Raw genomic sequence first — 14,240 nt, forward strand, 5'->3', positions numbered from 1 at the left:
AACTCGCATGTGATGGAGATGCCGCTCGTCAGAGGATCCGCGCGAGTGGCCTGTGGTCTGTGGTGCCTGCACCCGCAACCCGCATTTGACAGGAGGCGCGCCCCTTCATGGGGTCAGCGCGAAGTGGTCTGCGGTCTCCTGCTCCAGTGCCAGCAACCAGCGCTTGATGGGGATACCTCCCCCGTAGCCGGTCAGTTCACCGCTGCGCCCTATGACCCTGTGGCAGGGTACTATGATGCTGAGGGGGTTGCGGCCGTTGGCGGCGCCCACCGCCCGCACGGCCCTGGGGTTGCCGATGGCCTCTGCAATCTGGAGGTAGCTGACGGTCTCGCCGTAGGGAATGTCGCACAACGCCTGCCACACGGCCTGCTGGAATGGTGTGCCCGTGGCGGCCAGGGGGAGATCGAAGCGCCGCAGGCGGCCGGCAAAGTAGGCGGCAAACTGCTCGACAAAGGGGGCCAGGGCGGCATCATCCCGCTGCCACTCCGCTTGCGGCAGGACGGGGCGCTCCCCTTGCATGAATTCCACGTGGCGCAGCCCGGCCCCATCGATGGCGATGAGCAGGGGCCCCTTGGCACATTCACAAAAGCTGTACTGCATTCTCTTGTCCTCGGGCTTGTGGCAGGTCACTCCAGCACGGGCTTGCCGCGGGTGGATTTGATCTCTCCCTTGCGTTTCTTGGCATCGACCCGCTTGCGTTGGGAGCTGCGGGTCGGCTTGGTGGCGTGGCGGGCCTTGGGGCGCCAGGCGGCTTTTTTCAGCAGCTCGGTCAGGCGGCTCATGGCCTCCTTGCGATTCATGTCCTGGCTGCGATGGGTCTCGACCCTGATCTGGATGAAGCCGTCGTGAACCCGGCTGTCGCTGAGCCGCTCCAGTCCCTCCTTGTAGAGCGGCGGCAGGCTGGGGGAGTCGCGATAATCGAAGCGCAGCCAGACGGCGGAGTCGGTCTTGTTGACGTGCTGGCCGCCATTGCCCTGGGCCCGCATGGTCTGGAATTGCAGTTCATGCCAGGGGATGATCACGCTGTTGGAGATGACTAACATGGGGTGATGCTCTCATTTGGTGCATCAAGGGAGTCTGGTGCAGCTTGGTGCCTCATTATGGGGCGAGATGCGCTTCCTTGGTGATCCTGAGCCTTTCTGGCTCAGAGTGTCATATCTATCTATATGAAAATAAACGATAAAAATACTTGGCACAAGAATTGATGACCCATTCGTGACATACCATGGATTGGGAGCAACCAGATGAAGCTGATTACTGCGATTATCAAACCTTTCAAGTTGGACGACGTGCGCGAGGCCATCGCCAACCTGGGGGTGGAAGGCCTGACCGTCTCCGAAGTGAAGGGTTTTGGTCGCCAGAAGGGGCACACCGAATTATACCGGGGGGCCGAGTACCAGGTCGACTTTCTGCCGAAGGTGAAGCTGGAGATCGCTACCGCAGACGAGAACGTCGAAGGGGTGATCGAGGCCATCTGCAAGGCGGCCTATACCGGCAAGATCGGTGACGGCAAGATTTTCGTCTATGACCTGCTGCAAGCGGTGCGTATTCGTACTGGTGAGAGCGACGACGAGGCGCTCTGAGTACGCCCCTTTGCCCGGCCGGGTCGGGCAAAGGTCCGGGCAGGTTCTGCCGACAGTGTGAATGGGTGGTCGTCGAAAGACCGGATGGGATTCCATCCGGTCTTTTTGTTTGGCCGCTGATTAAATAGATCGTTCCAACCCAGCAAACCGCCTTGATCCTCTCCTCCCGATTCATGCAGAATGCAAACGAAAATGGTTATCACTCTTTACGCAGACAAGGAACGGATGATGAAAATGAAGATGTTGGCACTGGCTTTCTCCACGCTTGTCGCCCAGTCGGCGTTCGCCGCCCAGGAGGTAAACGTCTATTCGAACCGTCAGGATGAGCTGATCAAGCCCATCATCCAGCAGTTCGAGAAGGAGACCGGGATCAAGGTCAATGTGGTGTTTGCCAAAGAGGGGCTGAACGAGCGTCTGGAACGGGAAGGCAAGCTCTCTCCGGCAGATCTGATGCTGACCGTGGACATCAGCCGTCTGACCGAGCTGGTGGACAAGGACTTGGTGCAGCCGGTGGACAGCAAGACGCTGCAGGAGAACATCCCCTCCATCTATCGCGATCCGGACAACCGCTGGTTCGCCCTGACCACCCGGGTGCGTGCCATCTACTCCAGCAAGGAGCGTCTTGGCAAGCTCGACACCATCCGCTACGAAGATCTGGTCAAGCCTGAATTCAAAGGAAAAATTTGTACCCGTAGTGGCAAGCACGAGTACAATGTGGCGCTGGTTTCGTCCATGATTGCCCATCACGGCATGGCGGATACCAAGACCTGGCTGGAAGGGGTCAAGGCCAACCTGGCGCGCAAGCCCCAGGGCAACGACCGTGATCAGGTCAAGGCGATCAAGGACGGCATCTGTGATGTCTCCCTAGGCAACAGCTACTACCTGGGTGCCATGTTGAAGGACCCGGCGCAGAAGTCCTGGGCCGACGCGGTGGAAATCAACTTCCCGAACCAGGGTGATCGCGGTGCCCACGTCAACGTGAGCGGCGTGGCCATGACCAAGTATGCCAAGAACAAGGACGCAGCACAGAAGCTGATGGAGTTCCTCTCCGGGGATACCGCCCAGCACATGTATGCTGATGTGAATGCCGAGTACCCGGTCAAGGCGGGGGTCGAGCCTTCTGCCATGGTCAAGTCCTGGGGCACGTTCAAGTCTGACCCCATGCCGGTCAGCGATTATGCCAAGCACCGCAAGGACGCCTTGCAACTGCTGGATGAAGTGAAATTCGACTTGTAATCAGATGGGGCCAACGGCCCCATCAACTTCTGTGGACTCATGAAACATTTTGGATGGATTGCCGGCAGCTGGGCCACCGCCCTGCTGCTGGGTTTGCCGGTACTCGCCCTGGTCTTCTCCGCCTTCTCGGCTGATGGGGAACTGTTTGCCCACCTCGCCGATACCGTACTGCCCGACTATCTGCGAAACACGTCCGGTCTGGTGCTGGGGGTGGTCTGCCTCAGCCTGCTGTTCGGAGTGCCCACCGCCTGGCTGGTGGCCATGTGCGAGGTGCCGGGGCGCCGCGCCCTGCAATGGGCGCTGATGCTGCCCATGGCGATGCCCTCCTATATCGTGGCCTACGTCTATACCGACCTGCTCGACTACTCGGGCCCGCTGCAGGCGGGGCTGCGTGCCCTGTTTGGCTGGCAGGGACCGGCCGACTACTGGTTCCCGGCCATTCGCTCCCTCGGGGGCGCCGCCTGGGTGCTGGCGCTGGTGCTTTTCCCCTATGTCTATCTGCTGGCACGGGCCTCCTTCCTGGAGCAGTCGGTCAGCCTCATTCACTCCAGCCGTCTGCTCGGCTGCACCCCCTGGCAGAGCTTTCGCCGCCTGAGCCTCCCCCTGGCCCGCCCGGCCATCATGGTGGGGGCATCTCTGGTCGCGATGGAAACTCTGGCGGACTTTGCCACCGTCCACTTCTTTGCCATCAACACCCTGACCACCGCCATCTACGACACCTGGCTCGGCTACGGCAGCCTGGCGACCGCCGCCAAGCTCTCCTGTCTGATGCTGCTGGCGGTGGTGCTGCTCATCGCGCTGGAGCGCCGCTCCCGCCAGCGCCAGCAGGTGTTCCAGAAGTCCATGGGCTTCGAGCAGCCCCTGCGTTACCCCCTCGGGGGCCTGAGGGGCGTGCTGGCCGGGCTCTGGTGCTGGGGCCTGGTGCTGGCGGGGTTCGCCCTGCCGTTCGTCATCCTGTTCGATTACGGGGTGCGTTACTTCGCGCTGTCGTGGACGCCCGAATTCGTGCGCTTTGCGGGCAACAGCCTTGCCATCTCGGCCCTGACCGCCCTGCTGGCCATGGCCATTGCCCTGCTGCTCGGCTTCTTCCGTCGCCTCGATGGGGGGACTCGCAGCCTGCTGCCCCTTCGCCTCGCCGCCATGGGCTATGCCATGCCGGGGACCGTGCTGGCCATCGGCGTGCTGGTGCCGCTCACGGCCCTTGATTTTGGCATCAACGATCTGGCCGAGTGGCTCGGGATGCCGGGCCCCGGTCTGCTCCTGACCGGCACCCTCGCCGCCATCGTGTTCGGCTATCTGGTGCGCTTCGTGGCCATCGCCATCGGGTCGGTGGAGAGCAGCATGAGCAAGATCTCCCCCAGCCTCGACATGGCGGCCCGCTCTCTGGGGCAGGGGGCGGGCGGCATGCTGCGTCGCATTCACCTGCCGCTGGTACGGCGCGGCCTCTTTGCCGGCGCCATGCTGGTGTTCATCGAATCCATGAAGGAGCTGCCCGCCGCCCTGCTGCTGCGGCCGTTCAACTTCGAAACCCTGGCGACCCACGTCTATCAGTTCGTCTCGGACGAGATGCTGGAGCGGGGGGCGCTCGGTGCCATCGTCATCGTGCTGGTGGGGCTGGTTCCCCTGCTGTGGATCAACCGTACCCTGGATGGTCCAGGCCATTGAGCGGCCCCGTCCGGCATCACTACGCGAGAGGAAAAGAACCTTGTCCTGCCTGAATATCGAGAAGGTCAGCTGTCACTACAATGGCCGCCCCGTGCTGGAGCAGCTCTCCCTGCAGGTGGCCGACAACGAGATAGTCTGTCTGCTGGGGGCCAGCGGCTGTGGCAAGACCACGCTGCTCAAGGCGGTGGCCGGTCTGCTGCCCCTGGCCCAGGGGGAGATCCGGCTGGGAGAGACCCTGCTCGATGCCCCCGGCGTGAGTGTGCCGCCGGAGGCCCGCCATATCGGCATGATCTTCCAGGATTACGCTCTCTTTCCTCACCTGACGGTGGCCGAGAACGTCGGCTTCGGCCTGACCGGGCAAGATCGCGGCAGCCGCCAGCAGCAGGTGGAAGAGGCGCTGGCGCTGGTCAACCTGCAGGGGTTGGGGGAGCGCTATCCCCACCAGCTCTCCGGCGGCCAGCAGCAGCGGGTGGCCATCGCCCGCGCCCTGGTGTGCAAGCCGCGCCTGATGCTGCTGGACGAGCCCTTCTCCAACATCGACACCCAGGTGCGGATGAAACTGATCCTCGAGATCCGCGCCCTGCTCAAACAGCAGGGCATTGGTGCCATCTTCGTCAGCCACAGCAAGGAAGAGGCCTTCGCCTTCGCCGACCGGCTGGCTTTGTTTCGCGCCGGTCGCATCGAGCAGGTGGGGGAGCCGGAGCAGCTCTATCGCCGCCCCGGGAACCGCTTCGTGGCGGAGTTTCTCGGCGGGGTCAATTATCTGGCGGCAGAGGTGGTGGACAGTCACTGCGTGCAGACCCTCCTTGGAACCATCTGCGGTCAGGAGCCCCATGGCCGCGCGGTGGGGGCGCGGTTGCAGCTCATGCTCAGACCCCAGCAACTGGCGCTGACGGCGGCGGATGACGGTGAGCTCCGGGTGCGTGAGCAACAGTTCCTGGGCCATCACTGCCGGGTACTGGTGGAGTGTGGCGGCCAGCAACTGGAAGCCAGCATCGGTGAGCCTCTGGAAGGGGAGCGCGCGCGGGTGACCGTGGCGCCTCATGCCCTGGTGTTGTTTGACCCCTTGCCCTGAGTGCGTGGTATTGTCGTGAAATCAATGAACTGGAAGCGCGCTGGTTTATAATCGCGCCACGCCCATAGCCAACGCACTTGGAGAGAGACATGAAAGCCCAAGCCGGGATCTGCGCAGAGCCGAATCTGCACGCCCTCTATCTGATGTTCAATCGCACCGGTGACGCCGCTGCCCTGACCTCCCGCCTGGCCAGCCTGCCAGCACTCTGGGAGGCGGTGAGCGCCGACTTCCCCGATGCGGCCTTCAGCGGTCTGGTCGCCGTCGGGGCCGACGCCTGGGATGATCTCTATCCTGTCGCCCGGCCGCCCCAGTTCCGCGGTTTCATGGCGCAATCCGCCAACGGTCAGGAGGCCCCCAATACCCCGTTCGATCTCTTCGTACAATTGCGTGCTGATCGGGTGGACGTGCTGCATCATGCCGGTCATCGCGTCATGGCCCTGCTGGCCGGGCTTGTTGAATTGGCCGAGGAAGTCCGTGGTTTTCGCAACCAGGATTGCCGGGATCTGACCGGTTTCGTCGACGGCACCGAGAACCCGCAGGATGAGCACCGCGCCGAGGTGGCGTTGCTGGACGGCGGCGAGTTCGCCGGTGGCTCCTATATCCACGTGCAGCGCTGGGTCCACGCCATGAGCGACTGGGAGAAGCTGGCCCTGAAGGAGCAGGAAGACATCATAGGTCGCACCAAGGTCGACAACATCGAATACGAGTCCGCCGACAAGCCGCTCACTTCCCACATCAAGCGGGTCAACCTCAAGACCCCGAAGGGGGAGTCCATGGAGATCCTGCGCCAGAGCATGCCCTGGGGCACCATGAGCGAGCAGGGGCTCTACTTCATCTCCTGCTGCCGCACGCCGCTGCACTTCAACGCCATGCTGGCCAGTATGTACAAGGGGGAGGGGAGCCACTTCGATCACCTGCTGCGCTTCACCCGGGCGGTGACCGGCGCGGCCTTCTTCGCCCCTTCCGTCGATTTTCTGGTGGCCGAGGGCAAATAAGCCCGGCCTACCGACCGCTCAAAACAAAAAATCCCGGCCAAGGCCGGGATTTTTGTGCGGATCGCCCAAGGCGACCGGATCAGGGCGTCTGCTCGAACAGCTCGAGGGCGGAGAGGTAGAGCTCCTCGATGTCGGTATCGCTGGTCGGGGTGATGAAGATGGTGTCATCACCGGCGATGGTGCCGAGGATCCCTTCGGCCTTGCCGAGGGAGTCAAGCAGGCGGGCGATCAGCTGGGCTGCGCCGGGGCTGGTGTGGATCACCACCAGAGCGCCGTTGTGGTCGACATCCAGCACCAGGTTCTTGAGGGGGCTGGAGGTGGTGGGCACGCCCAGTTCCACCGGCAGACAGTAGACCATCTCCATCTTGGCATTGCGGGTGCGAACGGCGCCGAAGCGGCTCAGCATGCGCGAGACCTTGGACTGGTTGATGTTCTCGAAGCCCATCTCTTGCAGGGCAGTCACTATCTCTGCCTGGGAGCCGAAACGCTCCTCTTTCAGCAAGGCTTTAAAGGCCTTGGCCAGTTTTTCTTGCTTGTCGTTATGTTTCATCTTGGACTCACGAATGAGGGGAGTGACCGCCTGTCACGCTCAGGCGGCAGATACGAACAGCGCTGCTATTTTGCATTCATATGCCTGTTTTGGCAAGGAAGCGGCGCTTGTTCTGCATATTGATTCAAATATAGCTTGCATCAACTTATGCTGACGCTAGAATCAGGACGAAATTTTGAAAACTTATTCAATTGGGCTGTATGGGTATCGAATTAATCGGCATCGAAAAATCCTGGCACAAGGTGCCGGTACTGCAGCAGGTGAGCTTTCGGACTGCTCCCGGCGAGACCTTGGTATTGCTGGGCCCGAGCGGGGCAGGCAAGAGCTCTCTGCTGCGCATGATGAACTTGCTGGACACGCCGGATGCCGGTGTGTTGCGCATCGCAGACAGTGAATTTTCTTTCCCGTCCAGCCTCTCTACTGCCGAATTCAACCGTCAGGCACAGGCGCTGCGCCGCAAGGTGGGCATGGTGTTCCAGCAGTACAATCTGTGGCCGCACCTCACCGTGATGGAGAATCTGATTGAAGCGCCCGTCAAGGTGCTCGGCATGAGCCGCGAGGCGGCCATCGAGAAAGGGGCCTATCTGCTGGCCCAGCTGCAACTGGCCGACAAACGGGACGCCTGGCCCGCACGGCTTTCCGGTGGCCAGCAGCAGCGGGTCGCCATTGCCCGGACCCTGATGATGGATCCCCAGGTGCTGCTGTTTGACGAACCGACGGCTGCCCTGGATCCCGAAATTACCAAAGAGGTGGCGGAGATCATCCGCACCCTGAGCCAGACCGGCATCACCCAGGTAGTGGTGACCCACGAGGTGGAGTTCGCCCGCAAGGTGGCCAGTCAGGTGATCTATCTGGAGAAGGGGCGGATCATCGAATCTGGCACCGCCGCCATCTTCCAGTCCCCGCAAACCAGCCGGTTTGCCGAATTCTTGATGCATTGATATTGAGTCGATAAGGAAGCTGTCATGAAAAAGAGTCTGTTGCTGATCGCCGCCATGGGTCTGCTGAGCACTTCTGTGCTGGCCAAAGAGATCAAGTTCGCCACCGAGGCAACCTATGCGCCGTTCGAATACCTGGATGACAAGAACGAGTTCCAGGGGTTTGACATCGATCTGGCCCGCGCTGTCTGCGAGCAGGCCAAGCTGGAGTGCAGCTTCCACAACCAGGCCTTCGACAGCCTGATCCCCAGCCTCAAGTTCCGTCGCTATGATGCCGTCATCGCCGCCATGGACGTGACCCCGGAGCGGGCTGCCCAGGTCGACTTCTCCGATATCTATTACGAGAACTCCGCGGTGTTCGTCGCCAAGAAAGAGACCTTCAAGGGGCCGGACGATCTGGTGGACAAGACAGTCGGCGTGCAGAACGGCACCTCTCACCAGTCCTATCTGGTGGACAACTGGGTGAGCAAGGGTCTGCTGACCGTGCCCTACGCCAGCTACCAGAGCGCCTTCCTCGACATGATGAATGGCCGCACTGACGGCGTGTTTGCCGATACGGCGGTGGCCGCGGACTGGCTCAAGCAGCACAAGGAATACGCCGTGGTCGGTACCCCGGTGACCGACGCCAAGTACTTCGGTACCGGTTTTGGCATCGCGGTGGCCAAGGGCAACCAGGAGCTGCTGACCCAGCTGAACAAGGGGCTGGCCGAGATCAAGGCCAACGGCACCTATCAGAAGATCTATGACAAGTACTTCGCGCAGTAAGCCATGTTGAGCCTGTTGTTGGATGCAGCCTGGATGACCCTCGGGCTGGCCCTGGCATCCCTGGTCGGTGGCATGGTGCTGGCACTGGCATTCAGTGCGGCTGAGTTGAGCAAGCAGCGTGCGTTGGTGTGGCCCGTGGCCACCCTGACCACCTTGATCCGTGGTCTGCCCGAGTTGCTGGTGGTGCTCTTCATCTACTTCGGCTCGACCCAGGTGCTGTTCCTCATCACCGGGGAGTATGTGGAGTTCAGCCCGTTCGCCTGCGGTGTGCTGGCGCTCTCCCTGCTGTTTGCGAGCTACGCCACCCAGACCCTGCGTGCCGCCCTCAATGCGGTGCCCCCTGGGCAGCGGCTGGCGGCGCAGGCGCTCGGCCTGGGCAAGGGGCACACCTTCTTTCGCATCGTGCTGCCCCAGGCCTGGCGTCACGCCCTGCCCGGGCTCGGCAACCAGTGGCTGGTGCTGTTGAAAGACACCGCCCTGGTCTCTCTCATCGGGGTGAACGAGATGATGCGTCAGGCACAGATGGCTTCGGCCAGCACCTATCAACCCTTCACCTGGTACGCCGCTGCCGCCCTCATCTATCTGGCCATCAGTCTGGTGAGTGAATTCGGCTTGAAGCAGGCGTCCCGCTATACCCGCCGTTACGGAGGCTGACCATGCAGGATTACCTGATGACCCTGCTGGGAGGGCTGGCGATCACCCTGCAGCTCACCGCGTTCAGCTTGTTGCTGGGCGTGCTGATGGCGGCCGGCATGACCTGGGTGCTGGAGCGTCGCATTCCGGTGGCGACCCAGCTGGTGCAGCTCTGGGTACTGGTCTTTACCGGTACGCCGCTGCTCATCCAGATCTTTCTCATTTACTACGGGCCTGGCCAGTTTGAATGGCTCAAGGCGGGGCCGCTCTGGCCGCTGCTCAAGCAACCCTGGTTCTGCGCCGTGCTGGCGCTCGGTTTCAATACCGCAGCCTACTCCACCCGGTTGTTCAAGGGGGCGCTCGACGCCATCCCCGCCGGTGAGGTGGAGGCCTGCCGTGCGCTCGGCTTCTCGGCCGGACAGACCCTGTGGATGAAGACCCGCCATGCCGCCCGTCGGCTGGTCCCCGCCTATTCCAACGAGGTGATCCTGGTGCTCAAGGGGAGTTCGCTCGCCAGTACCATCACCATCATGGACATCATGGGGCTGGCCCAGCGTCTCAATGCCCAGACCTATGACACTCTGGCGGTGTTCACTGTGGCCGGAGCGCTCTATCTGACCATGAATGGATTGTTAACAATTGGTTTCCGCTGGTGTGAGCGTCGAGCACTGGCTTTCCAGTCCTGAAGCAGTCACATTTACCTCTTAATGGTGAGGGGAGCACAGGAAATCTGTGTCTTTCCTCCCATTTATCGCATATTCCTCTCCGCTTTCATCGCCGCTTGTTCCCTGGCTCACAGAACCCGTGATTACAACTGTTATCAGATTGTTTTTTAGGAGGGGATCCTTTAAGGTGAGGCGCACAATAAGAATCAGCGTTAACCCAACTAGAAACAACCTTAAACCTACGCTTAGACATGGAGTTGATCATGAAAGTTGCCGTTCTGGGTGCCGCCGGTGGCATCGGCCAAGCCCTCGCTCTGCTGTTGAAAAACCGCCTGCCTGCCGGTTCCGAACTGAGCCTGTATGACATTGCCCCGGTCACTCCGGGCGTGGCGGCGGACCTGAGCCACATCCCGACTGACGTGAAAGTAAAAGGTTTCTGCGGTGAAGATCCGAGCCCGGCTCTGGTCGGCGCCGATGTCGTGCTGATCTCTGCCGGCGTGGCGCGCAAGCCCGGCATGGACCGTTCCGACCTGTTCAACATCAACGCCGGTATCGTCAAGAACCTGGTGGAAAAGTGTGCCGCTTCCTGCCCGAAAGCACTGATCGGCATCATCACCAACCCGGTCAACACCACGGTCGCCATCGCCGCCGAAGTGCTGAAGAAAGCCGGTGTCTATGACAAGCGTCGCCTGTTCGGCGTGACCACCCTGGATGTGATCCGTGGCGAGACCTTCGTGGCCGAAGCCAAGGGCCTGAACGTTGACAAGGTGCGCGTCAACGTCATCGGCGGTCACAGTGGCGTGACCATTCTGCCGCTGCTCTCCCAGGTTGAAGGCGCCAGCTTCACCGCTGAGGAAGTGGCTGCCATGACCAAGCGCATCCAGAATGCCGGTACCGAAGTGGTGGAAGCCAAGGCCGGTGGCGGTTCCGCCACTCTCTCCATGGGTCAGGCAGCCTGCCGTTTCGGTCTGTCGCTCATCAAGGGTCTGCAAGGGGAAGCCAACGTCATCGAGTGTGCCTATGTGGAAGGCAACGGAGAGCACGCCACCTTCTTCGCGCAGCCGGTGCTGCTCGGCAAGAACGGTGTCGAAACCGTGCTGGACTACGGCAAGCTGAGCGCCTTCGAGCAGGAAGCGATGGACAGCATGCTGGCCACCCTGAAGGCCGACATCCAGCTGGGCGTCGACTTCGTCAAGTAAGTTGCTACGTCGACCGCAAGGGGAGCCCAGGCTCCCCTTTGTCATTTTCGGGGTTGGGTGTAGCGGGCTAAGGAGATGGCTCTGGCTGCCGATAACAGAAGGCAGCAGGAGATCCCTATGATAAAACCAAGAACCCTCATCGCCATTATCGGTGTGTGCAGCTTCCCTTTGCAGGGTGCGGAGCCCACCTCGGCCGCTGCGCAACCCCAGTCGACGGCGGTCACGGCCGCTCCCGTCCCGACGCCCTCGGCGGCCTTGCCATCGACCGCCCCGGTCCCAACACCGGTTGCGGAGCCCTCGGCCAGTCCGGCCACAGCACCGACGCCCTCGGCGGCCTTGCCATCGACCGCCCCGGTCCCAGCACCGGTTGCGGAGTCCTCGGCCAGTGTGGCCACAGCTCCCATGCCGTCAACCGCGGTGCCGGCCGCTGCCGCCCCCGTGGCATCTGCCCCGGCCCCGGCGCCGCTGCCCAGGGCGACGACGCAGGCATCCGCTGCTGCGGGAGAGTTGCAGGCCGTGCCGCTCTATCGCCAGGACGAACTGCTCAACTGGATAGAGCAGGGGCGCCATCTGGCCCGGGTGAAACAGGACAGGTGCCAGCTCACCCAGGATATCGAGGCGCGGGCCTCGGTGATGAAGATCCCTGCCTATCAGTTCCTCTGGGGGGACATGCTGGCCTGGGGAGTTTGCACCAAGCCGGACGCCCAGATCGGGGTGCAGTACATGTGGGAGGCCGCCAACCAGGGGCTGGCACCGGCGCTGGAACAGCTTGGCCGCTATTACTGGAAGGGGATCCTGGTCCAGAAAGATCTGGTGCGGGCCGAGACCCTGATGCGGGAAGCCGCGAGCCTCGGCTTCTTGCGGGCACAGATGGAGTGGGTGGAGATGTTGCTGCAGGGCATGGGGAGTCCCCTGGATTACGAGGAGGCGTATCACTGGCTGCACGGCGCCGTCATCGGCGACAAGGCCATGCACCAGAAGGCGGCGAGCCTGCTCAGCCGGCTCGGCAACCGGATGCCCGCCAATGCCATCGCCCGTGCCAAGGCGATGCACTGAGTGCTGGTAGCCCGCTTTGATATTACAAGGCCCACGAAGCTGTGCTTGTGGGCCTTGTGCATTTTCCCGGTCAGGGGAGGGATCAGAGGCCCTGATGGGGGCCGAAGACCTCGTAGTGCATCCGCTCGGCAGGCACGCCCACATTCTCCAGCTGAGCTTTGACTGCCTTCATGAACGGGACAGGGCCGCAGAAATAGTAGTGGGCGTCGGCCGGAATGAGGTCGGTGACCTGCTCCAGTGCCAGAGTGCCACTGAAGTCGTAATCCTCTCCTTTGACATCCTGCTCCCCCGGCTCCCGATACCAGATCCGGCTCTCCAGTTTCCCGTGTTGCCTGCTCTTTGCCCGGATCTCGTCCCTGAACGCGTGGTGGGCGCCATGTTCGCAGGCGTGAAGCCAGCGAATATCCATATCCGGGCCATCGGCCAGCAAGTGGTTGAGCATGCTCAGCATGGGGGTGAGGCCGACCCCGGCGGAGATCAGCACCACAGGCGTGTCTGTCTCCTCTTGCAGGAAAAAGTCGCCGGCCGGCGGCATGATGTCGAGCGTGTCACCGATGTGAAGATGATCATGCAACAGGTTGGAGGCCTGACCCCTGGGTTCTCGCTTGACGCTGATGCGGTAGTCGCGGCCATTGGGGGCGTCCGAGAGGGAATACTGGCGGATCTCCTGATGCTCGAGGGCGGGATGAACCAGCTTGATACTGAGATATTGCCCCGGTTTGAAACGCAACACGGGGTTGCCATCGAGGGGGGCCAGGACGAAAGAGGTGATGAGTTCACTCTCCTGACGCTTCTCCTTGATGATGAAAGAGCGGGTTCCCTGCCAACCACCGTCCTGGCTTGCCTTCTCCCGATAGAGCTCGCTCTCCCGGCCGATAAAGATGTCGGCCAGCACACCGTACGCCTTGCCCCAGGCGGTAAGGACCTCCTCCGTGACAGCGTTGCCACCCATTTCTTTGAGCGTGGCCAAGAGATGACTACCCACAATGTGATATTGTTCCGGCTGGATCAGGAAACCCGTGTGTTTGTGGGCGATGCGTTCAACGGCTCCGGCCAGGGCCCCCAGATTGTCGATGTTCCTGGCATAGGCCGCCACCGCACTGAACAGTGCCAAGGGTTGCCCCCCGCTACGCTGGTGAGCCAGGTTGAAGACATCCTTCAACTCGGGATTGTGGCTGAACATGCGCTGATAAAAGTGCCGTGTGAGGTCAGGGCCCGCCGATTCGAGCAAAGGAATGGTGCTCTTGATGACGGCGATGGTGGCTTGGTCTAACATAGGAGGTCCTTTCTAATTGAACATCTGGAATGTCATTTATTAAGTTGCATCCTAAATGTTTAATTGATCTGGATCAATCATCAATTCTTCGCGCTAGGCGCTACAGGCACTATGAGACTAACGAGCTATACCGATTTTGGATTGAGAGCCCTGCTCTATCTGGCCACCCTGCCGGAGGGGGAACTGTCGAGCGTGGCCAAGGTATCCGCCTTGTACGACGTATCCCGCAACCACATGGTGAAGGTGGTGAACCAGTTGGTAAAACTGGGCTATCTGCAGTCACAACGCGGCAAGAATGGTGGCATCCGCATGGCGCGCTCCCCCGACGAGATCAATATCGGGCAAGTGATCCGGGCGTTGGAAGGCAATCTGGACGGGATCGACTGCAGCTCCCCGGTCTGCCATATCGTCTCCGTCTGTCTGCTCAAGAGTGCCTTGAAGGAGGCGATGAACGCCTTCCTCGCGGTGATGGATGGTTATACGCTGCAGGATTTGCTGGCAAACCGTGACGAGTTGCAGCAGGTGTTCGGTGAGCTCATCCCCACTCTGGTGCTGGAGCCGGATGACGAGAGCGAGTGAAACAAAAAGGCTGCCATTGGCAGCC

The 14,240-nt window shown here is 61.5% G+C and carries 16 protein-coding genes; 12 read left to right on the forward strand and 4 right to left on the reverse strand.

What is annotated here, in order from left to right; all coding sequences use genetic code 11:
• Positions 1-105: 105 nt before the first annotated feature.
• Positions 106-600 (reverse strand): methylated-DNA--[protein]-cysteine S-methyltransferase, encoded by a 495-nt coding sequence (locus tag AB5Y50_RS15325; protein ID WP_042014974.1) that lies wholly within the window; start codon positions 598-600, stop codon positions 106-108.
• A 26-nt stretch (positions 601-626) separates the two neighbouring features.
• A complete protein-coding gene (gene arfB / locus AB5Y50_RS15330) occupies positions 627-1,043 on the reverse strand; it encodes an alternative ribosome rescue aminoacyl-tRNA hydrolase ArfB (RefSeq protein ID WP_010673067.1) in 417 nt (138 codons plus the stop codon).
• A 201-nt stretch (positions 1,044-1,244) separates the two neighbouring features.
• On the opposite strand from arfB, the gene glnK reads away from it, so the two are divergent.
• The 5 genes from glnK to AB5Y50_RS15355 all read left to right on the forward strand — a co-directional run bounded on the left by glnK (position 1,245) and on the right by AB5Y50_RS15355 (position 6,554).
• Positions 1,245-1,583, forward strand: a complete 339-nt coding sequence (glnK, locus tag AB5Y50_RS15335) for a P-II family nitrogen regulator (RefSeq protein ID WP_005332325.1) — start codon at positions 1,245-1,247, stop codon at positions 1,581-1,583.
• A gap of 228 nt (positions 1,584-1,811) precedes the next feature.
• Positions 1,812-2,819, forward strand: coding sequence for a Fe(3+) ABC transporter substrate-binding protein (locus AB5Y50_RS15340; RefSeq protein ID WP_039039971.1), 1,008 nt, complete (start codon positions 1,812-1,814; stop codon positions 2,817-2,819).
• Positions 2,820-2,858: 39 nt separating this feature from the next.
• The gene (locus AB5Y50_RS15345) at positions 2,859-4,484 is read left to right on the forward strand and encodes an iron ABC transporter permease (protein WP_049636467.1); all 1,626 of its coding nucleotides are present in this window, start codon (positions 2,859-2,861) and stop codon (positions 4,482-4,484) included.
• 40 nt (positions 4,485-4,524) lie between these two features.
• On the forward strand, positions 4,525-5,559 hold the full coding sequence (locus AB5Y50_RS15350) for an ABC transporter ATP-binding protein (RefSeq protein ID WP_049636466.1): 1,035 nt from the start codon (positions 4,525-4,527) through the stop codon (positions 5,557-5,559).
• A gap of 89 nt (positions 5,560-5,648) precedes the next feature.
• Positions 5,649-6,554: a Dyp-type peroxidase gene (locus AB5Y50_RS15355; RefSeq protein WP_049636465.1), complete on the forward strand. Its 906-nt coding sequence runs from the start codon at positions 5,649-5,651 to the stop codon at positions 6,552-6,554.
• 79 nt (positions 6,555-6,633) lie between these two features.
• Here AB5Y50_RS15355 and argR read toward each other — a convergent pair whose 3' ends face one another.
• Positions 6,634-7,104 (reverse strand): transcriptional regulator ArgR, encoded by a 471-nt coding sequence (gene argR / locus AB5Y50_RS15360; RefSeq protein ID WP_005308670.1) that lies wholly within the window; start codon positions 7,102-7,104, stop codon positions 6,634-6,636.
• Positions 7,105-7,304: 200 nt separating this feature from the next.
• Between argR and AB5Y50_RS15365 the strand changes: the two genes are divergently transcribed.
• The 6 genes from AB5Y50_RS15365 to AB5Y50_RS15390 all read left to right on the forward strand — a co-directional run bounded on the left by AB5Y50_RS15365 (position 7,305) and on the right by AB5Y50_RS15390 (position 12,360).
• On the forward strand, positions 7,305-8,045 hold the full coding sequence (locus tag AB5Y50_RS15365) for an ATP-binding cassette domain-containing protein (protein ID WP_041214472.1): 741 nt from the start codon (positions 7,305-7,307) through the stop codon (positions 8,043-8,045).
• Positions 8,046-8,069: 24 nt separating this feature from the next.
• Positions 8,070-8,807 (forward strand): arginine ABC transporter substrate-binding protein, encoded by a 738-nt coding sequence (locus tag AB5Y50_RS15370; protein WP_010673073.1) that lies wholly within the window; start codon positions 8,070-8,072, stop codon positions 8,805-8,807.
• Positions 8,808-8,810: 3 nt separating this feature from the next.
• On the forward strand, positions 8,811-9,461 hold the full coding sequence (gene artQ / locus AB5Y50_RS15375) for an arginine ABC transporter permease ArtQ (protein ID WP_042014905.1): 651 nt from the start codon (positions 8,811-8,813) through the stop codon (positions 9,459-9,461).
• A gap of 2 nt (positions 9,462-9,463) precedes the next feature.
• Entirely contained in the window at positions 9,464-10,126 is a 663-nt protein-coding gene (artM, locus tag AB5Y50_RS15380; protein ID WP_010673075.1) for an arginine ABC transporter permease ArtM, read from the forward strand.
• Between the two features lie 242 nt (positions 10,127-10,368).
• Positions 10,369-11,304, forward strand: coding sequence for a malate dehydrogenase (gene mdh / locus AB5Y50_RS15385; RefSeq protein ID WP_010673076.1), 936 nt, complete (start codon positions 10,369-10,371; stop codon positions 11,302-11,304).
• Between the two features lie 402 nt (positions 11,305-11,706).
• Complete coding sequence (locus AB5Y50_RS15390; protein ID WP_223931817.1) at positions 11,707-12,360, forward strand: tetratricopeptide repeat protein; 654 nt, start codon at positions 11,707-11,709, stop codon at positions 12,358-12,360.
• Positions 12,361-12,442: 82 nt separating this feature from the next.
• On the opposite strand, the gene hmpA is transcribed toward AB5Y50_RS15390, so the two are convergent.
• Positions 12,443-13,636, reverse strand: a complete 1,194-nt coding sequence (hmpA, locus tag AB5Y50_RS15395) for an NO-inducible flavohemoprotein (protein WP_049636463.1) — start codon at positions 13,634-13,636, stop codon at positions 12,443-12,445.
• Positions 13,637-13,747: 111 nt separating this feature from the next.
• On the opposite strand from hmpA, the gene AB5Y50_RS15400 reads away from it, so the two are divergent.
• Positions 13,748-14,215: an Rrf2 family transcriptional regulator gene (locus AB5Y50_RS15400; RefSeq protein ID WP_039039978.1), complete on the forward strand. Its 468-nt coding sequence runs from the start codon at positions 13,748-13,750 to the stop codon at positions 14,213-14,215.
• Positions 14,216-14,240 lie beyond the last annotated feature (25 nt).

Source organism: Aeromonas sp. s6 (assembly GCF_040907815.1).
GTDB lineage: Bacteria > Pseudomonadota > Gammaproteobacteria > Enterobacterales > Aeromonadaceae > Aeromonas > Aeromonas caviae.